General features: G+C 60.9%; 17 protein-coding genes and 1 tRNA gene. 3 read left to right on the plus strand and 15 right to left on the minus strand.

Annotated features, from left to right (window positions below; genetic code table 11):
• Positions 1-58: 58 nt before the first annotated feature.
• The 6 genes from ACP7C6_RS21660 to dibA form a co-directional block, all read right to left on the minus strand.
• Positions 59-1,039 (minus strand): sulfate/molybdate ABC transporter ATP-binding protein, encoded by a 981-nt coding sequence (locus ACP7C6_RS21660; RefSeq protein WP_028615256.1) that lies wholly within the window; start codon positions 1,037-1,039, stop codon positions 59-61.
• 3 nt (positions 1,040-1,042) lie between these two features.
• Positions 1,043-1,915, minus strand: coding sequence for a sulfate ABC transporter permease subunit CysW (gene cysW, locus ACP7C6_RS21665; protein WP_010214166.1), 873 nt, complete (start codon positions 1,913-1,915; stop codon positions 1,043-1,045).
• A gap of 13 nt (positions 1,916-1,928) precedes the next feature.
• The gene (gene cysT, locus ACP7C6_RS21670) at positions 1,929-2,747 is read right to left on the minus strand and encodes a sulfate ABC transporter permease subunit CysT (protein WP_010214167.1); all 819 of its coding nucleotides are present in this window, start codon (positions 2,745-2,747) and stop codon (positions 1,929-1,931) included.
• A 154-nt stretch (positions 2,748-2,901) separates the two neighbouring features.
• Positions 2,902-3,912: a sulfate ABC transporter substrate-binding protein gene (locus ACP7C6_RS21675; RefSeq protein ID WP_028615255.1), complete on the minus strand. Its 1,011-nt coding sequence runs from the start codon at positions 3,910-3,912 to the stop codon at positions 2,902-2,904.
• A gap of 66 nt (positions 3,913-3,978) precedes the next feature.
• Entirely contained in the window at positions 3,979-4,161 is a 183-nt protein-coding gene (gene oscA / locus ACP7C6_RS21680) for a sulfur starvation response protein OscA (RefSeq protein ID WP_003170956.1), read from the minus strand.
• 301 nt (positions 4,162-4,462) lie between these two features.
• The gene (dibA, locus tag ACP7C6_RS21685) at positions 4,463-6,376 is read right to left on the minus strand and encodes a phosphodiesterase DibA (RefSeq protein WP_028615254.1); all 1,914 of its coding nucleotides are present in this window, start codon (positions 6,374-6,376) and stop codon (positions 4,463-4,465) included.
• A 165-nt stretch (positions 6,377-6,541) separates the two neighbouring features.
• Between dibA and desA the strand changes: the two genes are divergently transcribed.
• The gene (gene desA, locus ACP7C6_RS21690; RefSeq protein ID WP_353631970.1) at positions 6,542-7,726 is read left to right on the plus strand and encodes a delta-9 fatty acid desaturase DesA; all 1,185 of its coding nucleotides are present in this window, start codon (positions 6,542-6,544) and stop codon (positions 7,724-7,726) included.
• A gap of 188 nt (positions 7,727-7,914) precedes the next feature.
• A complete protein-coding gene (locus tag ACP7C6_RS21695) occupies positions 7,915-8,916 on the plus strand; it encodes a sensor domain-containing diguanylate cyclase (protein WP_028615252.1) in 1,002 nt (333 codons plus the stop codon).
• 101 nt (positions 8,917-9,017) lie between these two features.
• On the opposite strand, the gene ACP7C6_RS21700 is transcribed toward ACP7C6_RS21695, so the two are convergent.
• The 3 genes from ACP7C6_RS21700 to gabD all read right to left on the minus strand — a co-directional run bounded on the left by ACP7C6_RS21700 (position 9,018) and on the right by gabD (position 13,268).
• Complete coding sequence (locus ACP7C6_RS21700) at positions 9,018-10,226, minus strand: HDOD domain-containing protein (RefSeq protein WP_236317838.1); 1,209 nt, start codon at positions 10,224-10,226, stop codon at positions 9,018-9,020.
• A gap of 139 nt (positions 10,227-10,365) precedes the next feature.
• The gene (gene gabT, locus ACP7C6_RS21705; protein ID WP_028615250.1) at positions 10,366-11,643 is read right to left on the minus strand and encodes a 4-aminobutyrate--2-oxoglutarate transaminase; all 1,278 of its coding nucleotides are present in this window, start codon (positions 11,641-11,643) and stop codon (positions 10,366-10,368) included.
• A 182-nt stretch (positions 11,644-11,825) separates the two neighbouring features.
• The gene (gabD, locus tag ACP7C6_RS21710; RefSeq protein ID WP_126569792.1) at positions 11,826-13,268 is read right to left on the minus strand and encodes an NADP-dependent succinate-semialdehyde dehydrogenase; all 1,443 of its coding nucleotides are present in this window, start codon (positions 13,266-13,268) and stop codon (positions 11,826-11,828) included.
• 371 nt (positions 13,269-13,639) lie between these two features.
• Between gabD and ACP7C6_RS21715 the strand changes: the two genes are divergently transcribed.
• Positions 13,640-13,716: transfer RNA gene (locus ACP7C6_RS21715), tRNA-Arg, on the plus strand.
• A gap of 56 nt (positions 13,717-13,772) precedes the next feature.
• Here ACP7C6_RS21715 and ACP7C6_RS21720 read toward each other — a convergent pair.
• From ACP7C6_RS21720 to ACP7C6_RS21745, 6 genes are all read right to left on the minus strand, one after another.
• Positions 13,773-14,366 carry a hypothetical protein gene (locus tag ACP7C6_RS21720; protein WP_426109219.1) on the minus strand — a complete coding sequence of 198 codons (594 nt, stop codon included), beginning with the start codon at positions 14,364-14,366 and terminating at the stop codon, positions 13,773-13,775.
• Positions 14,363-14,935 carry an RNA polymerase sigma factor gene (locus ACP7C6_RS21725; RefSeq protein ID WP_028615244.1) on the minus strand — a complete coding sequence of 191 codons (573 nt, stop codon included), beginning with the start codon at positions 14,933-14,935 and terminating at the stop codon, positions 14,363-14,365. Before ACP7C6_RS21725 ends, ACP7C6_RS21720 begins: the two co-directional genes overlap by 4 nt.
• A gap of 152 nt (positions 14,936-15,087) precedes the next feature.
• A complete protein-coding gene (locus ACP7C6_RS21730; protein WP_426109220.1) occupies positions 15,088-16,728 on the minus strand; it encodes a vWA domain-containing protein in 1,641 nt (546 codons plus the stop codon).
• Between the two features lie 112 nt (positions 16,729-16,840).
• The gene (locus tag ACP7C6_RS21735; protein ID WP_028615242.1) at positions 16,841-17,491 is read right to left on the minus strand and encodes a DUF799 domain-containing protein; all 651 of its coding nucleotides are present in this window, start codon (positions 17,489-17,491) and stop codon (positions 16,841-16,843) included.
• Complete coding sequence (locus tag ACP7C6_RS21740; protein ID WP_028615241.1) at positions 17,488-17,850, minus strand: DUF4810 domain-containing protein; 363 nt, start codon at positions 17,848-17,850, stop codon at positions 17,488-17,490. The genes ACP7C6_RS21735 and ACP7C6_RS21740 overlap by 4 nt, the downstream gene beginning before the upstream one ends.
• A gap of 29 nt (positions 17,851-17,879) precedes the next feature.
• The gene (locus tag ACP7C6_RS21745; protein ID WP_010214228.1) at positions 17,880-18,560 is read right to left on the minus strand and encodes a CsgG/HfaB family protein; all 681 of its coding nucleotides are present in this window, start codon (positions 18,558-18,560) and stop codon (positions 17,880-17,882) included.

An 18,560-nucleotide genomic window follows, 5' to 3' on the forward strand; every position in this document is an offset into this window, starting at 1 on the left:
GAAAGTCCGCCATCGCGGGCAAGCCCGGCTCCCACAAGGGTTTTGCGGTGTTTTAGGCTCAGGCTTTTTGCCAGACCTTGGGTTTGAAGAACAGCGTCTCGCCGCGCGCCAGGCCGGTCAGGCTGTCGTGGTCTTTCACCACTTCAGCTTCGATCAGCTCGCTCTGGCCTTCCACTTTCAACGTCACACGCGTGGTCGCGCCCAGCGGGCGAATATCCCGCACTTCAGCAGCATGGTGGTCTTCCAGCTCATGCCGTGACAGCGACACTTCGTGGGGACGGAACAGCACGTGTTTGTCTTCACCCAGGTGCAGGCGGTTTGAATCACCCAGGAAGTGATAAACGAAATCGCTGGCCGGGTTTTCGTAGACGTCACCCGGTGAACCGATCTGCTCGATCACGCCCTTGTTCATCACCACAATACGGTCGGCGACTTCCATGGCCTCTTCCTGGTCGTGGGTCACGAACACCGACGTCAGGTTAATGTCTTCGTGCAGGCGTGCCAGCCAGCGGCGCAGTTCTTTACGCACTTTGGCGTCGAGGGCGCCGAAGGGTTCGTCCAGCAGCAGCACTTTGGGTTCGACCGCCAGGGCGCGGGCCAGGGCGATACGTTGGCGCTGACCACCGGACAACTGCTCCGGGTAGCGATCCGACAACCAATCCAGCTGCACCATGTTCAACAGCTCGTGCACCTTGACCGCGATCTGGCTTTCGTTCGGGCGCTGGTTCTTCGGTTTCATGCGCAGGCCGAACGCCACGTTGTCGAACACGGTCATGTGGCGGAACAGCGCGTAGTGCTGGAATACAAAGCCGACATTGCGATCACGCACGTCGTGGCCTGAGACGTCTTCACCGTGGAACACGATGCTGCCGTCATCCGGGGTTTCCAGGCCGGCGATGATGCGCAGCAAGGTGGTCTTGCCGCAGCCGGACGGGCCAAGCAACGCCACCAGCTCGCCACTCTGGATGTCCAGGTTGATGCTGTTCAGGGCCTTGAAGGCGTTGAAGTTCTTGCTGACATTACGGACTTCGATCGACATGACTTATTCCTCAGCCGCACCGGCGCGCAGGCGATTAATACGGTTCTCGCTCCACTGCTTGAGCAGCAGGATGAAGAGCGCCAGGATCAGCAGCAGACTCGCCACCGCAAACGCGGCAACGTGGTTGTATTCGTTGTAGAGAATCTCGACGTGCAGCGGCAGGGTGTTGGTCACGCCGCGAATGTGGCCGGACACCACCGACACCGCGCCGAACTCACCCATGGCCCGTGCGGTACACAGCACCACGCCGTAGATCAGGCCCCATTTAATGTTCGGCACGGTCACATGCCAGAACATCTGCCAGCCGTTGGCACCGAGCAGGCGCGCGGCCTCTTCCTCCTGGGTGCCCTGCTCCTGCATCAGAGGGATCAGTTCACGGGCCACGAAGGGCACGGTGACGAAGATGGTTGCCAGCACGATACCGGGCAAGGCGAACACGATCTGGATGTCATGGTCCTGCAGCCACGGCCCAAAAAAGCCCTGGGCGCCGAACATCAGCACATAGACCAGACCGGCGATCACTGGCGACACCGAGAACGGCAAATCGATGAGCGTCACCAGGATGCTTTTGCCACGGAACGAGTACTTGCTCACGCACCAGGCGGCGCTGACGCCGAACACCAGGTTGAGCGGCACCGAAATCACCACGGCGATCACCGTGAGTTTCAACGCCGATAGCGCATCGGGTTCGAGGATCGCGGTGAAGAACGCGCCGAGGCCGTTCTTCAAGCCCTGGGTCACCACGATAAACAGCGGCAACAGCAGGAACAGCGCAAATACCAGCCAGCCAAGGCCGATCAGGATACGTCGCGATGCAGCGCTGCCACGCCGGGCAGCGTTGGCCGAGGACGCGGCGGAAATAGACGATTGGGACATGTTCCGCGCCTCCTTATGGACGTTCGATGCGCCGCTGCAACAAGTTGATCAGCAGCAGCAGGACAAAGGAAACCACCAGCATCAGCACGCCGATGGACGTGGCGCCGCGGTAGTCGTATTGGTCGAGCTTGACCATGATCAGCAGCGGCAGGATCTCGGTTTTCATCGGCATGTTGCCGGCGATGAAGATCACCGAGCCGTACTCACCGACACCACGCGCGAACGCCAGGGCGAAACCGGTCAACCAGGCAGGCAGCAACGCGGGCACCAGGATGTGACGGAACACCTGCAACGGCTTGGCGCCCAGGCAGGCAGCGGCTTCTTCGACTTCCCGGGGGATATCGGCCAGTACCGGCTGCACCGTGCGCACCACGAACGGCAGCGTGACGAAGGTCAGCGCCAGGGTGATACCCAGCGGGGTGTAGGCGATCTTGAAGCCCAGGTCGGCGGCGAACTGGCCGACCAGGCCGTTAGGCGTGTACAGCGCGGTCAACGCGATACCGGCAACGGCGGTGGGCAGGGCGAACGGCAGGTCGATCATCGCATCGATGATCTTGCGGCCGGGGAAGGTGTAGCGCACCAGCACCCAGGCCAGTAGCGTACCGATTACGCCGTTGATCAGCGCGGCGTACAGCGCGGTGCTGAAGCTCAGTTGCAACGCAGCCAGCACGCGCGGTGCGGAGATGATGTTCCAGAACTGATCCCAGGTAAGTTGAGCGGCGTGTACAAACATCGCCGCGAGGGGGATGAGTACGATCAGGCTGAGGTACACCACGGTGTAGCCCAGCGTCAGCCCGAAGCCGGGTATGACGGGGGAGATACGACGCGACATAAGAGTCCTTGGTTAAGGGAACTGACACACAAAACCCGCAGGTGAATGCGGGCTCTAATTGTAGGAGCCGGCTTGCCGGCGATGGGGCCCTTGAGGCTTGCAGTGTTCTCTCTGGCCTCATCGCTGGCAAGCCAGCTCCTACAGGGGTATGCGTTTACTGCGCGGTGTAAATCTGGTCGAACACGCCACCGTCGTTAAAGAATTTCGGTTGGGCAGTTTTCCAGCCGCCGAAGTCTTTGTCGATAGTCACCAGGTCCAGTTTCGGGAACTGCTGGGCGTATTTGGCGGCCACTTTTGCATCGCGTGGGCGGTAGAAGTTCTTCGCCGCAATCTCCTGGCCAGCCGGGCTGTACAGGTGTTTAAGGTATTCGGTGGCGATCTCGGTGTTACCCTTTTTCTCGGCATTCTTGTCGACCACGGCCACTGGCGGCTCCGCGAGGATCGACAGGGAAGGCACGACGATATCGAACTTGTCAGCACCACCGTCTTCTTTCAGGGCCAGGAAGGCTTCGTTTTCCCAGGCCAGCAACACGTCACCCTGACCGTTGTTGACGAAGGTGATGGTCGAGCCGCGAGCACCGGTGTCCAGCACAGGCACGTGCTTGAACAGCTCTTTCACGTATTCCTGGGCCTTGGCTTCGCTGCCACCGGTTTTCAGGCCGTAGGCCCAGGCGGCGAGGAAGTTCCAGCGGGCGCCGCCGGAGGTTTTCGGGTTCGGGGTAATCACGGACACGTCTTTCTTGATCAGGTCGCCCCAGTCCTTGATGCCTTTAGGGTTGCCCTTGCGCACCAGAAACACGATGGTCGAAGTGTACGGGGTGCTGGCGTCTGGCAGGCGGGTCTGCCAGTTTTCCGGCAGGGTCTTGCCCAGCTTGGCGATTTCGTCGATGTCACCGGCCAGGGCCAGGGTGACCACGTCGGCGCGCAGGCCGTCGATCACAGCGCGGCCTTGCTTGCCCGAACCACCGTGGGATTGCTGGATCTTGACGTTGTCACCGGGGTGGGACTGTTTCCAAAAGTTGGTGAACTCAGCGTTGTAGTCCTGGTACAGCTCACGGGTCGGATCGTACGAGACGTTGAGCAACTCGTAGTCCTTGGCAACGGCGGAACCTGCAAACACGGCGCTGGCCAGGGCGGCCAGGGCATAACGGCGAATCGACGACATAGAAGCTCCTGAAATTCTGGGGTGTTGGCTTTTTCTTATTAAGTGCGGGTCTATCGCCGTCAGTGCTTAGCTCGGTTTGTTACCCGGGTTCTGCAAACGGAATTTTTCTTTGCGTTCGATCTGTACCACTTGAGCGTTGTGCACAGTAATTTCCACCGCGCCAAACCGCAGATCGCGCAAGGCGCTCTGGATCTCACGCAAAATGGCTGCTTCGTCCTGGCCGTCGACGCTACGTAAAGATGCGCTCATGGTCTCGCTCCTGAAATGAATAGTGCCTCGCAGTGGCGGCACTGCTTGCGGCGTGAGAGCGATAGTAGATAAGCGCGGATATTCTTAAAAATACTATTTAAGAATGTTTATATAACCAGAAAGAATTTTCTGGTGGAACGTGGGGTTGCGTGCGGGTTTGGTGCCCAAGTACGTAAATAAAGCCTAGAGAAGATCCAAATGTGGGAGCGGGCTTGCCCGCGAAAGCGGTGTGTCAGCTAAAAATGTGTTAACTGATGCACCGCATTCGCGGGCAAGCCCGCTCCCACCTTTTGACTGCATTTCAGGTCTGGATTGGGGGGGCTCGGTGCCAATCAATTTCGTGGGCCGGCATCGGCCGGCCAAACCAATACCCCTGCCCCATATCGCAGTCCTGATCCAACAGAAACCGCGCCTGTTCAACCTGCTCGATCCCCTCGGCATGCACCTGCATGCCCATGCTTTTAGCGAGGGCGATCACCACGCGCACGATGGCCGCGTCATCTTCGTCCCAGGGCAGACCGGCAACAAAGCCCTGGTCGATCTTGAGCTTCTGCACCGGCAGGCGCTTGAGGCGCAGCAGTGACGAGTAACCGGTGCCAAAATCATCGATCGCCAGGCGCAGCCCCAACTCTCGGAGACGGTGCATCTGCTCCAGCGCGACCTCCGGGTCTTCCATAACAGCGCTTTCGGTGACTTCCAGCTCGAGAAAGGCCGGATCCAGGCCCGTGTCATGCAACACCTGGGCGACCTGTTCATACAGCTCACGCCGCGCAAACAGGCGGCTAGACACATTGATGGCGATAAAACTCAACGGTGCCCCCTCGGCCAGCCATTGGCACATCTGCCGACACGCCTGGTCCATCACCCAGGCATCAATCTCGGCAATCAACCCGGTGCGCTCGGCGATCGGGATAAATTCCCCCGGCGGCACCAGGCCGCGTTCCGGATGCTGCCAGCGCACCAGCGCTTCGACGCCGATCAGACGGCTATTGTGCAGATCGTGCACGGGTTGGTAATAGACGCAGAGTTCCTGCTGTTCGAGGGCGCGGCGCAGTTCGCTGGCGACTTCCACGCGATTCTGCGCGTGGGCAGTCAGTTCCTCGGTGTACAAGGCGTAGCCTTCGCGCCCGGCGCTCTTGGCCTTGAACAGCGCGGAGTCGGCGTTACGCAGCAATTGCTCGGCGCTCAGGGCATCGTTGGGGAACAGGCTGATCCCGATGCTGGCGCTGATAAACAACTGGTGGCCATCAAAGATGAAGGGCTGTTTCATCGCCTCCAGCATGCGCTGCGCCAGACCCGCCGCCTGGGCCACCTGTGGACAACTTTCCGCCAGTACGGCGAATTCATCTCCACCCAAGCGCGCCAGGGTCACGCCGGGGCCAAACAGTGCCTTGAGCCGCTCGCCCACCAGCTTGAGCAATTGGTCTCCGACGTTATGGCCCAGGCTGTCGTTGATGATCTTGAAGTGGTCCAGGTCCAGCAACAGCAAGGCGCAGCCACGCTTGTGGATCTGCGCCGAGGCCAGCGCCTGCTCGGCGCGGTCGGTGAATAGCAGGCGGTTGGGCAAGTCGGTCAGCGGATCGTGGTGCGCGAGGTGGGCCAGTTCGTGCTCGGAGTCCTTGATGGCGCTGATGTCGGAAAACACCGCCACATAATGGCTGACCTTGCCCTGGTCATCGTGAATCACCCGAATGGTTTGCCACTGTGGATAAATCTCACCGCTTTTGCGTCGGTTCCAGATTTCACCGCTCCATTCGCCGGTGCGTTCCAGGCTCTGGAACATCTGTTGGTAGAAATTCGACGAATGGCGACCGGATTTGAACAGGCTGGGCTGATGCCCCATGACGTCTTCGCGGCTGTAGCCGGTGATCTCCATGAACGCCCGGTTGACGTGCACGATCAGCCCCTGTGCGTCGGTGACCAACACGCCTTCGCGAGTGCAATCGAACACGGCGGCGGCCTGGCGCAGGCGTTCACGGTTTTCTTTCAGGGGCTGTTGCAGCTGGTTGGCCCGGGCAAACCGGGCGCAGATCAGGTAAATCGCTAGGGCGCTGAGCGCCACCCACACATAGCCGCGCACCTGCAGCCAGTGGGTAAGCTCACTCGGGTTATCGAGAAACTCGATCAATACGCGCTGGGTTACGCCGATCCACAGAACGGAAACCAGCAGGTATACCAGCCCAGCACGCAGGGCACCTCGGTATGAAAACAGCATATGGTCAGTAATCCTTACCAAAAAACAGAATCGCCCTACAAAGGCTGCGGATTATAGAATAAGAAACATCCAGTCACTCCTATCTGAAAGGGCGGCTGGTTTTCTCTGTAGGCTTAGTGATAATGCGTGAGCTGTTCTTTTCTTTATCTGAGGGCCATACAGCCTATGTGGTACAACGGTTTTCTTGACCTGTCAGCCTGGCAACTGGTGGCGGTCACTCTGTTGATGACCCACGTGACCATCGTTGCGGTCACGGTCTATCTGCATCGTTATTCAGCCCATCGCTCCCTGGAGCTCAATGCCGGCCTGAAACACTTCTTCCGCTTCTGGCTGTGGCTGACCACGGCGCAGAACACCCGCGAGTGGACCGCCATTCACCGCAAGCACCACGCCAAGTGCGAAACCGTCGACGACCCGCACAGCCCGGTCATCAAGGGCTTGTCCACCGTGATGCGCAAAGGTGCCGAGCTGTACCGCGCCGAGGCCGAAAACTCCGAGACTTTGCGCATCTACGGCAAGAACTGCCCGGAAGACTGGATCGAACGCAAAATCTACACGCCCTACCCGTTGCTGGGCGTGGCGATCATGGGCGTGATCGACCTGCTGCTGTTCGGCACCATCGGCATCACCATCTGGGCGATCCAGATGATGTGGATCCCGTTCTGGGCCGCCGGCGTGATCAACGGCCTGGGGCATGCCGTGGGTTATCGCAATTTCGAATGCCGTGACGCGGCGACCAACCTGGTGCCGTGGGGCATCATCGTCGGTGGCGAAGAGCTGCATAACAACCATCACACCTACCCCAACTCCGCCAAGCTGTCGGTGAAGAAGTGGGAATTCGACATGGGCTGGGCATGGATCAAAGTCTTCAGCTTCCTGCGCCTGGCCAAGGTGCAACGCGTCGCGCCCATCGCCCACCGTGTGGAAGGCAAGGGTCATCTGGACATGGACACCGCCATGGCGATCCTCAATAACCGTTTCCAGATCATGGCCCAGTACCGCAAGTTGGTGATCGCCCCATTGGTCAAGCAGGAGCTGGAAAAGGTCGATCACTCCGTTCGCCACCAATTCCACCGTGCCAAGCGCCTGTTATCGCGAGAAACCAGTTTGCTGGATGACCGCCACCATGTGCGTATCCAGAGCATGCTGGAACACAGCCAGGCGCTGAAAGTGATCTACGAAAAGCGCCTGGCGCTGCAGCAGATCTGGCTGAAGACCAGTTCCAATGGCCACGATATGCTCGCGGCCATCAAGGAATGGGTGCATGAGGCCGAGGCCAGCGGCATCCAGTCCCTGCGGGATTTTGCCCACCAATTGAAGACCTATTCACTGCGTCCTGCAGCGGTCTGACAGTGCGCTGGGAGGGCCTGCCCTCCCAGCCATCGGCTTTTTGGCGTCATTTCTCGGACACCGGCAATCGGTCCTGTTGACGGAACTTCACTGCAATTCGCCTCTCTCAATGAACACTTCGCCATCATGGTGGCCCCTTGTAGTGACCGCTGTTCCAACTTGCGGCGCGCCCAGAGAGAGTTGTGCCGATGGTTCACGAAAATCCATACTTGCCCGATCCTCCCACCGCTGAACATCCGCGTCCGGCTGCCGCCGCGACCCTGTTGGCGCTGGTGCATGCCCAGGGTGAAGTCGAGCGGTTGAGCGAGCGCGAACAGCTGTTGAGTTCGATGCTGGTGAGCGTGAACGCCGTGCTGTGGGCCATCGATTGGGAAACGCGCCGCGTGCTGTACGTGAGCCCGGCCTATGAACGCGTTTTCGGACGTTCCGCCGGACTGCTGCTGGCCGACCATCGGGAATGGCGCAACAGTATTCACCCCGAAGACCTCGACTACGCCGAGCACAGCCTGGCCCGCGTGCTGGAACAGGGTGCCGTGGAGGACCGCGAGTATCGCATCATCACCGCCGACGGGCAGATCCGCTGGCTGAGCGACAAGTGCTACATCAACCAGCAGGTCGAACCCGGCGAACCGTTGATCGTGGTGGGCATGGCCGAAGACATCACTGAAAAGAAACAACTGGAGCTGGAACTGCACCGTCTGGCCACCACCGACGTGCTGACCCAGAGCAGCAACCGCCGGCACTTCTTCGAATGCGCCAACCAGGCCTTCGATACGGCCTGTGCCCAAGGTGCGCCGTTGGCTTTCCTGCTGCTGGACATCGATGACTTCAAGGACGTCAACGACAGCTATGGCCACCTGGAAGGTGATCAGGTGTTGCGCCGCATCGCCGAGAGCGGTCGCGGGGTATTGCGCCGTGGCGACCTGTTCGGGCGCATTGGCGGCGAAGAATTCGCAGCCGTCCTGCCCGGTTGCGCGCCGGAGATGGCCTTGCAAGTGGCGGAGCGGCTGGGCAGGGAAATTCAGGAACTGAGTTTCAGCTATGAAGGCCAGGTTTTCAGCGTGACTATCAGTCAGGGACTGGCCAGCCTCACCGAACAAGACTCGACACTGGACAGCCTGTTCGCCCGCGCCGATGCAGCGATGTACGAGGCCAAGCGCCAGGGCAAGAACCGTGTCATAGCGGGCTAACACCGATCACCCTGTAGGAGCTGGCTTGCCAGCGATGGCGGTGTGTCAGCCTCCACTGCTATCACTGGCAAGCCAGCTCCTACAGGGGTTCGGTGTGGACATCAGGCCTTGCGGATCCGCGTCAGTTCCGCCAAGCCGACCTTGAGCAATCGCGCAGTCTTGCCCCTGGCCAGCGCTTCCAAACCTTCATGCTCAGTCAAACGCGCCATCTGCGCCGCCAGGTTCACCACCAATGCATCCCTGGCATACACACCGCCCTCCAACGAGTAAGTCGCCGCGATCAACTGGCGCAGTTCCAGCGGCAAACGCCAACGTGCGCGCAGTGCCGAACCATAGGCTGCGCCGAAGGTGTAGAGCGACTCACCAATCGCTTCCTCATCCAATGCACCACCGCCCTGGCGCCAATCTTCCAGGCAGCGCAACAGCGCCAGGTCACCGAGCCGATGGAGGATACCAGCGCTGTAGCAGCGTTCGTGGTCCAACTCCAGCATGCGTGCCAGCCGCCGAGCGTAGTCGGCGGTGTCCTGGGACAACTGCCAATGGCGCTCCGCATAGGCCACCAAGGCCGGGTCGCCCAACACCACGTTGTGCTTGAGCGCCAGGCCAAGAATAAGGTTCATGCTTTGCCCCGGCACCAGTTTTTGCAATGCAGCAGGCAAGGTTTGCACGGGGGTACCGTGATGGCCGGCGCTGTTGGCGGCGGCGATCAGCACGGCGGTGATTTGCGGGTCCATGCGCACCTGGTCTTCCAGGCGCTTGAGGTCCAAGCCATCGGGGCCGAGACTGTGTTGCACGGCGGCTTTCACATCGACTCGCAAGGGTGCGCCATCGGACGCTTCGCGGCGGCGCTCAAGGAACACCGGCAAGGTCATGCCCGGCGCCAGCGGCGGAATCTCGCAGTACACCGTTTCGCCTTCATTGAGCAGCAGGTCTTGCAGGCGCTGGGTCAGGCCTTCCATGTTCAGGGGTTTGGTCAGGTACGCCGTGGGCGCCAGTGGCAAGGCTTCGCGCACGCTGGCGCTGTCATTGCGACTGCTCAGCAGAATGAACGGCAGACCGGGCGAGCGACGCTTCTGGCGTACAGTGCGCAACAGGCTCAAGCCGTCGACACCCGGCAGCTCCCAATCGGCCAGGATCAGATCGTAGGCTTTCTCTCGCAGCAACGTCGCCGCCTGTTGCCCATCGGCACACACATCCAGCCGCGCGTCGCAGCGCACATTCAACAGCACTTGCTTGAGCAAATCCCGCGACCAAGGGTCCGCCTCGGCAATCAACACACGGGGTACAGCGGGTAAATCAACAGCAGTCATCCAGCACGCTTCATCGGCAATGCTGCAACCTTAGACAATGCAGACGCCTGCGTACAATGAACACGGCCTGAATGTGCGGCAATGGGCATAAAAAAACCCGCCGAAGCGGGTTTTTTCTGTCGATCAGGTCAGCATCCGCTTACAGCTCGGAGAAGCACTCTTCGATGATCGCCAGGCCTTTGTCCAACTGCTCGTCCGGCGAGGTCAGCGGGACCAGTACGCGCAACACGTTGCCGTAGGTGCCGCAGCTCAACAGGATCAGGCCCTTGTCACGTGCCTTGGCTACCACGGCGGCAACCGCAGCGGCGTTTGGCTTGTGGCTGTCGCCACCTTCGAACAGCTCGACCGCGATCATTGCGCCCAAAGCGCGCACTTCGCCGATCACCGGGTACTTGGCCTGGATAGCTTTCAGACCGGTCACCAGACGCTCGCCGACAGCCTTGCAGCGGTCCAGCAGGTGCTCTTCTTCGAACACTTCCATCACGGCCAGGGCCGCGGCGCAAGCGATCGGGCTACCGGCGTAGGTGCCGCCCAGGCCGCCTGGCGCGATGGCGTCCATGTACTCGGCCTTGCCGCACACACCAGCCAGCGGGAAGCCGCCGGCGATGGACTTGGCGAAGGTGGTCAGATCGGCGGCAACGCCCATCTGCTCCATGGCGAAGAAAGTACCAGTACGGCCGGCACCGGTTTGCACTTCGTCAGCGATCAGCAGGATGCCGTGCTTGTCGCACAGTTCACGCAGGCGCTTCATGAAGGATTTAGGCGCGACGTAGAACCCACCTTCGCCCTGCACCGGCTCGATGATGATGGCAGCGATATCACGCGGCTCGGCATCGTTCTTGAAGATGCGTTCGATGCTGGCGATGGCGTCGTCGTCGCTCACGCCGTGCAGTTCGTTCGGGAACAGCGCGCGGAACACGCCGCCTGGCATCAGGCCCATGCCGGCCGAATAAGGCACGACTTTACCCGTGAGACCCAGGGTCATCATGGTGCGGCCGTGGTAGGCGCCGGTAAAGGCAATCACACCGGCACGGCCCGTGGCGGCGCGGGCGATTTTCACGGCGTTTTCGACGGCTTCGGAACCGGTGGTGACCAGCAGGGTTTTCTTGGCGAAATCACCTGGGACCTTGGCGTTGATTTTTTCGCACAGTTCCACGTAAGGCTCGTAGGCCAGTACCTGGAAACAGGTGTGCGTCAGCTTGTTCAGTTGCTCGGTCACGGCCGCGATGATTTTCGGGTGCACGTGGCCGGTGTTCAGCACGGCGATACCGCCGGCGAAGTCGATGAACTCGCGACCTTCAACGTCGGTCACGGTGGCGTTCTTCGCGGATTCGGCGAAGATCGGGTGAATCTGGCCAACACCGCGCGGGACAGCGGCTTCGCGGCGTTTCATCAGGGATGCGTTGGTCTTGCTCATAAAGTCCTCATTCGCCACTCATCGGGTGGCGTGGTCCAAGGAATACGTGGCGGGGAGGCAACTGCGGCAGCATGCGATGATCGACTGCCACAGCTTTCCCGGCCACTACGAATTACGGGGTGAAACACGCAAAGGGTCAGCGCTCTCGTGCCCTCTGCGTTTGCTGCGATCTCTTGCTGAGCTTAGATGCCCAGGCAGAGGTATTTGATTTCCAGGTAATCCTCGATCCCGTACTTGGAGCCTTCACGGCCCAGGCCCGAGGCCTTGATGCCGCCAAACGGCGCCACTTCGTTGGAGATCAACCCAGTGTTGACGCCGACCATGCCGTATTCCAGGGCTTCGGCCACACGAAACACACGGCCCAGGTCGCGGGCATAGAAGTAGGAGGCCAGGCCGAACTCGGTGTCGTTGGACATCGCGATCACTTCGGCTTCGTCCTTGAAACGGAACAGCGGCGCCAGCGGGCCGAAGGTTTCTTCCTTCGCCACGGCAGCGTCCTTCGGCACGTCGACCAGGATAGTCGGCTCGAAGAAGTTGCCTTCCATCACCTTGCCACCGGCCAATAGCTTGGCGCCTTTGCTCAGGGCATCAGCAATGTGTTCCTGGACCTTGGCCACGGCTTTTTCGTCGATCAGCGGGCCAGTGGTAGTGCCGTCTTCCAGACCGTTGCCGATCTTCAACTTGGCGACTGCCACTTTGAGTTTTTCGGCAAAGGCGTCGTAGACCGAATCCTGAATGTACAGGCGGTTGGCACAGACGCAGGTCTGACCGTTGTTGCGGTACTTGGAAATGATCGCGCCTTCGACGGCTTTATCCAGGTCCGCGTCGTCGAACACGATGAACGGCGCGTTGCCGCCCAGTTCCAGGGAGACTTTCTTGATGTCCTTGGCGCATTCGGCCATCAGCTGGCGACCGATTTCGGTCGAGCCGGTGAAGGACAATTTGCGCACGATCGGGTTGCTGGTCAGCTCGCCGCCGATGTCGCCGGCGCTGCCGGTCACAACGCTCAACACGCCTTTCGGGATACCGGCACGGTGCGCCAGCTCAACCAGGGCCAGGGCCGAGAACGGCGTTTGCGAAGCCGGCTTGATCACCATGGTGCAACCGGCGGCCAGGGCCGGGCCGGCTTTACGGGTGATCATCGCGGCCGGGAAGTTCCACGGGGTGATCGCAGCGGTCACGCCGATCGGCTGCTTGATCACGATCAGGCGCTTGTCAGGCTGGTGGCCAGGAATCACGTCGCCGTAGATGCGCTTGGCTTCTTCAGCGAACCACTCGATAAAGGAGGCGGCGTAGACAATTTCGCCCTTGGCTTCGGCCAGTGGTTTGCCTTGCTCGAGGGTCATCAGGCGGCCGAGGTCGTCCTGGTTTTCGATCAACAGTTCGAACCAGCGGCGCAGCTTGTTGGCGCGCTCCTTGGCGGTCAGTGCACGCCAGGCCGGTAGCGCCTTGTCGGCGGCTTCGATGGCGCGGCGTGTTTCAGCGGCGCCCATCTTCGGCACGGTGCCGAGAATCTCACCCGTGGCCGGGTTGTTGACCTTGATGGTCTGACCGTTGTCCGCATCGACCCAAGCGCCATCGATAAAGGCTTGCTGGCGGAACAACTGGGTATCTTTGAGCTGCATGTCGGCTTTCCTTAACAGCACCGCGCGCACGCGGAGCGAATTAGAGTTGTTGAAAGGCGCCTTGTGGGCTGCCGTCAGGGAAATCAGCCCCAGCGCGCAAGAGAAGTGGAAGCGCGCGCGGGAGACAGAGCGTTTGAAATCTCAAACGAATCCTAGGATCAATGGGGGTGCAGGGCAATAGTCTGTTCGAAAAAAAGAACGAAAACGGCGCATTTGCCGAAACTTTCTGATCAGCGTGTTTCAGCCAGGTTCCAGCACATCGATCACCGGCACCCGGCGCAGGGCCTCTGCGGGGCCAATTCCTACGTATAAACGCCCAAAGACCAGCATGGACGCCCAAGGTCGACATGGGTATGATGTCGCCCGCACAAGCATCCGTAGCTCAGCTGGATAGAGTACTGCCCTCCGAAGGCAGGGGTCGTGGGTTCGAATCCCGCCGGGTGCACCAGATATGATGAGAAAGCCCCAGGTCGAAAGGCCTGGGGCTTTTTTGTGGACGACGATTCAGTGTTTCTGCAACGCCTCCAACCGCGCCGGCAAGTCCTCCTCAGGAAAGCGCTGATGCAAGGCCAACAATTTCTCATCCGCCGCTCTGGTCTCCCCAACCTCACGCAGGTTGAGGATCTCCTGCAACCCCTCCTCCAACGAAGGCAACACCACTGGCGCGCGCTTGCTGAGCTTGGCGCTCGACTCATCCGCCATCGAGCCCATGACTTGCGCACTTTCGGCCTTAGGCGCGATGGCCAGTCGGGCCACGGGCGCGGGCGCAGACATCGGTGGCGCAGCGGCAGGGGCGGCTTGCTCATGCAGCGCAGAGAAGGTCGCGGTGGAGATTTCGGGTTGCGGCACGGGTTCGCGCGTCACCACGCCGATCATCAATGCCAAGCCTGCGACGGTGGCGAATGCCATCTGCCAGCGTGGCCGTTGGCAGGCTTGCAGCCAGCGTTGCCACAGGTTCGGTTGCGGTGCCGGGGCTTCGCGGCGGGCGGCGTTGAGGATGAAGGCGTCGAGGGACGCTGGCGGTTCGCCGGTGCTGTGTTGACGCATGTGCTGGAGCAGCACGTCGTCGGGGTCCGGGGTGTGTCGGGAGTCGGTCATGCGGGTATCTCCTCGGCCAGCAGGCGGCGCAGTTTCTGCTGGGCGTAACGCAGGCGGCTTTTGACGGTTTCCAGCGGGGTGCCGGTGAGAGCGGCGATTTGCGGGACTTCGAGGTCGCCATGCAGGCGCAGCAGGAAGACTTCGCGCTGGTCTTCGGGCAAGTCTTGCAGCGCAGCATCGAGCCGCGCCTGGTCACGGCTCAGGCTCAGTTGCTGCTCGGGGCCGGCGCTGTCGTCGGCCTGGGCGTGCAGTTGCTCGTCGTAGCTGTCGTGCAGCGGGTTGTGGATGCCGTGCTTGCGCCAGTAATCGATCAGGCGGTTGCGGGCGATCTGGAACAACCATGTACGAAAACTCGCCCGGCCTTGTGGCTGGGTGGCGCTGCGGATCAGGCTGAGCCAGGTCTCCTGGTAGATTTCCTCGGCCAGTTCGGCCTTGTTGCTCAAGGACACGAGGAATCGGTACAAGCCCTGGCGGTGCCGGGCGTACAGGGCTTCGAACGCGGCGCTGTCGCCGGTTCGGTAGCGGGCCAGCAGCGCTTCGTCGCTGGGTGAATCATCGGGTACGGCCATGTAGGTGGCGAACTCCTTTCGATGGATCAATGCAGATTTCTTGTGGGAGCCGGGCTTGCCCGCGATGCAGACGCTTCGGTGTTTCAGTCACACCGCATTGATGCTATCGCAGGCAAGCCAGCTCCCACATTGGTTCGACGCTGCAGGCAAATTCAGTGTTTGAGGCTTTGAGCCAGCTCCACCAGTTGCACGAACTCGTTACGCAAGCCGAACGGGTCATTGCCTCGGGCTGAGCGGGCCAGTGCGGCAGTGTCCTGCAGGCTCATGCTGCCAGTGTAGCGGCCATCGCCCTTGAGCTGTTGGGCGAAAGCGGCCACGGCTGCCGCGAAGCGCAGGTCATCGCTGGCTTTGGTGGACTCATTACTGATGGGCCGCTCGATCAGCTGGCTTTCACCACCCGCCGCAGGCTTGTAGCGCACACGCAGCATCGCCAGCTCAGTGGATTTATCTTCGGCGGTCGACGCAGCAGCGTAGCGCAAGGGCTCCAGCCAACCCTTCTGGCCCTTCGGCACAATTTCGTACAACGCCGTGACCGTATGCCCTGCGCCAATTTCACCCGCGTCGACCTTGTCGTTGTTGAAATCCTCACGCTTCAGGGCGCGGTTTTCATAGCCCAGCAGGCGATATTCGCTGACACGCGCAGGGTTGAATTCCACCTGCAGTTTCACGTCCCGAGCCACAATCGCCAGGGTCGAACTGAGTTGGTCCACCAGTACCTTGCGCGCCTCGCGAAGGTTGTCGATGTAGGCGTAGTTACCGTCGCCCGCATCGGCCAGCTGTTCCATCAGGTGTTCGTTATAGTTATCCACACCGAACCCCAGGGTGGTGAGGGACACGCCGCTTTTACGCTGTTCAGCCGCCATCTGCTTGAGGCTGTCGAAGTCACTGATACCCACGTTGAAGTCACCGTCGGTCGCCAGCAGGATGCGGTTGATGCCCTTGTCGATAAACCCTTCGCGGGCCATCTGGTAGGCCAGTTCGATGCCGGATGCGCCCGCCGTTGAGCCGCCGGCAGTGAGTTGGTCGATGGCGTTGCGGATCTTCACCTTGTCCCGTCCGGACGTGGGCTTGAGTACCACACGGGATTCCCCGGCGTAGACCACCAATGAAACGCGGTCCTGTTCACGCAACTGATCCACCAGCAATTTCAGCGTACTTTTCACCAGTGGCAAGCCTTCGCGGCGATCCATGGAACCGGACACATCCACCAGGAACACAAGGTTGGCCGGCGCCAACTGCGCCACGGCGCGGTCGGAGGCCTTGATGCCGATGCGCAGCAATTGTGTGTGAGGGTTCCAAGGTGTGGAGGCGACTTCGGTGGTCACGCCAAAGGGCGAGCCGTCGGTGGGCAGCGCGTAGTGGTAGGGGAAATAGTTGACCATTTCCTCCAGTCGTACAGCTCCGTCGGGCGGCAGGCTGCCTTGGTTGAGGAAACGTCTTACGTTGGCGTAACTGCCGGTGTCGACGTCGACACTGAAGGTAGACACCGGCGTTTCAACCACGCGATGCACCGGGTTGTCCGGCAGGTTTTCGTAGTGTTCGCGAGGTTCGCTGCGGTAATCCATCGCCGCGGACTCCTGCATCACCATTCTGGCGCTCATGGGTGCGGGCATGGGCATGCGTTTAGCTAACGCGCCTTGCACGGGGATGCTTTGCAACTCGGAAACAGGCGCCGCTTCGTCACGCTTGGCCACATCATGGGAAGAGGACAGCCCACAACCGGTCAGCGTCACCAGCAAGGTAACCGCAAAGCCCTGGGCGGCAGGACGCAGGAAGAGCAGAGGACGGGACATGGGCTAAACCTCGTGAATGAATGATCCGTTCACAAGGTCAGACGCAAGGTGCTGGCTGTTCGGGTTAAACCGTTCGGCGGGACAGAAACACCTGCCCTGCCGAACCGCTCAATCAGTCCGTACCGTATTTCGGGTTACGCGGACCGTACAGGATCCCCGCACGCTGCCCCGGCGACAGCAGGCGCGCACTGGTGATACCGGCAATCGGGTGCGCCGCGTCGGTGGAGCTGTTGATCACTTGCTTGACCGCCGCCGTGATCAGCATGCCGACGATGCCGCCGCCGTTGTTGTTGCCTTCCTCACTGGACGCATGCGCCGAACCGGTCCACAGGGTGGTGCCGGTGCGCAGGTCGACCAGTTTGGCCGAGGCCGTTACGGAGGTATCGCTGGAGATCAGCATGTACTTGGTGCCGTAATCAGTCACGGTGATGTACAACGCTGAATCCGCGCCAAAGATGTCATGCAGCTTGGCCGGGGGTACGGCCTGGATATCGTTGGCTGTGGTCAGGCCATTCTGGCGGAAGGTTTCATCCACCAGGGCAATCGGCAACACGTAGTAACCGGCTTCGGCCAACGGGTAGGTCACTTGCGAGACCATGCTGTAGGAAGCCTGCACTTCCGGCGACTCATTGAGCGGCGGCAGTACCAGGATCGACTTGGGCCGCGCCTGCTTGTACGCCGTGTAGTCGATGGTCTTGGGGGCCGCGCAACCGCCGAGCAAGGCCAGGGCCAGCAAGGCGCCGGTGAGTTTCAACAGGCTCATTTGGTTGCGACTCCAGTCTTGGCGTTTTTCAGCAGGAAATCCATGTACGCAGCGGACTCAGGGAACAGCGCCTTCTCGGTGCGGAATTCCTGCACCATCTGGTCATCCTTGCCCATGCTCAGGTACAGCATGCCCAAGTGGGCGTGGTAACCCGGCGGGGCCTTGCGGCCACTGGCGTTGATCTTCTGCAGATCCCGCTCCAGCGCCTCGACCTGCGCTTCCTTGGGCTCGCCCTTGAAGTACTCGTAGACCTGCGGCTGGTAGCTTTCCCACTGATACAGGGGTTGGGGCGCCGTCTGGCACCCCGCGACCGTCGCCACTGCTGTCAGCACCAGCGCCAACTTGACTGCCTTGCTCATCCTTGTACTGCTCCTTGAGGTGCTGCTGATCAGTTGCGTGGGTTCCAGGCGCCGGCGTTGATGCCGTCGACGAGGCGGTTGATAGCTTCACGCATGGCCAGGTCGAGGACCTTGCCATTGAGGGTGGAGTCGTAGCTGGCGGTGCCGCCGAAGCCGATCACTTCACGGTTGGACAGCGCGTACTCACCGGCGCCCTGGGTGGAATACACCACTTCGGAGGTGCTGATGTTGACGATATTCAACGCGACTTTGGCGTAAGCCACTTGGGTCTTGCCACGGCCAAGGATGCCAAACAGCTGGCGGTCGCCGGTTTCTTTGCGGCCGAATTCGGTCACGTCGCCCGTCACCACGTAGTCAGCGCCCTTGAGCTTCTGCACAGTGCCTTTGATCGCGGCTTCCTGGGAGATCTCGCCCATGTTGTCGCGGTCGAGCACGCTGAAGCGGTTGGTCTGCTGCAGGTGGGTGATCAGGATGGTCTTGGCCTGGCCGCCGAGGCGGTCAACGCCGTCGGAGAAGATGCCGCGCATGTAGCTGGAGCGGTTGTCGAACTTACCCACGGCAATCGGTACACGCACGCCTGAATAGGCGACGTTGGCGCTGGCGACTTGTTCCACCGGCATGGCGCGGTTGCTCTCCGTGGCGCAACCGGCCACGGTCAACAGCGCTGCGGCGGTGAGGCCGGACAGCAGGATTTTTGACAGTGTTTTCAC

It is taken from the genome of Pseudomonas sp. TWR1-1-4 (assembly GCF_049897165.1).
GTDB lineage: Bacteria > Pseudomonadota > Gammaproteobacteria > Pseudomonadales > Pseudomonadaceae > Aquipseudomonas > Aquipseudomonas canadensis.

What these genes read in the sequence shown, in the direction of transcription:
- ACP7C6_RS21675 (WP_028615255.1), bottom strand. Translation starts at nt 3,912, where the DNA reads ATGTCGTCGATTCGCCGTTATGCCCTGGCCGCCCTGGCCAGCGCCGTG.
- ACP7C6_RS21695 (WP_028615252.1), top strand. Translation starts at nt 7,915, where the DNA reads ATGGTTCACGAAAATCCATACTTGCCCGATCCTCCCACCGCTGAACAT.
- oscA (WP_003170956.1), bottom strand. Translation starts at nt 4,161, where the DNA reads ATGAGCGCATCTTTACGTAGCGTCGACGGCCAGGACGAAGCAGCCATT.
- ACP7C6_RS21740 (WP_028615241.1), bottom strand. Translation starts at nt 17,850, where the DNA reads ATGAGCAAGGCAGTCAAGTTGGCGCTGGTGCTGACAGCAGTGGCGACG.
- ACP7C6_RS21720 (WP_426109219.1), bottom strand. Translation starts at nt 14,366, where the DNA reads ATGACCGACTCCCGACACACCCCGGACCCCGACGACGTGCTGCTCCAG.
- desA (WP_353631970.1), top strand. Translation starts at nt 6,542, where the DNA reads ATGTGGTACAACGGTTTTCTTGACCTGTCAGCCTGGCAACTGGTGGCG.
- ACP7C6_RS21725 (WP_028615244.1), bottom strand. Translation starts at nt 14,935, where the DNA reads ATGGCCGTACCCGATGATTCACCCAGCGACGAAGCGCTGCTGGCCCGC.
- ACP7C6_RS21730 (WP_426109220.1), bottom strand. Translation starts at nt 16,728, where the DNA reads ATGTCCCGTCCTCTGCTCTTCCTGCGTCCTGCCGCCCAGGGCTTTGCG.
- cysW (WP_010214166.1), bottom strand. Translation starts at nt 1,915, where the DNA reads ATGTCCCAATCGTCTATTTCCGCCGCGTCCTCGGCCAACGCTGCCCGG.
- cysT (WP_010214167.1), bottom strand. Translation starts at nt 2,747, where the DNA reads ATGTCGCGTCGTATCTCCCCCGTCATACCCGGCTTCGGGCTGACGCTG.
- gabD (WP_126569792.1), bottom strand. Translation starts at nt 13,268, where the DNA reads ATGCAGCTCAAAGATACCCAGTTGTTCCGCCAGCAAGCCTTTATCGAT.
- gabT (WP_028615250.1), bottom strand. Translation starts at nt 11,643, where the DNA reads ATGAGCAAGACCAACGCATCCCTGATGAAACGCCGCGAAGCCGCTGTC.
- ACP7C6_RS21660 (WP_028615256.1), bottom strand. Translation starts at nt 1,039, where the DNA reads ATGTCGATCGAAGTCCGTAATGTCAGCAAGAACTTCAACGCCTTCAAG.
- ACP7C6_RS21700 (WP_236317838.1), bottom strand. Translation starts at nt 10,226, where the DNA reads ATGACTGCTGTTGATTTACCCGCTGTACCCCGTGTGTTGATTGCCGAG.
- ACP7C6_RS21735 (WP_028615242.1), bottom strand. Translation starts at nt 17,491, where the DNA reads ATGAGCCTGTTGAAACTCACCGGCGCCTTGCTGGCCCTGGCCTTGCTC.
- dibA (WP_028615254.1), bottom strand. Translation starts at nt 6,376, where the DNA reads ATGCTGTTTTCATACCGAGGTGCCCTGCGTGCTGGGCTGGTATACCTG.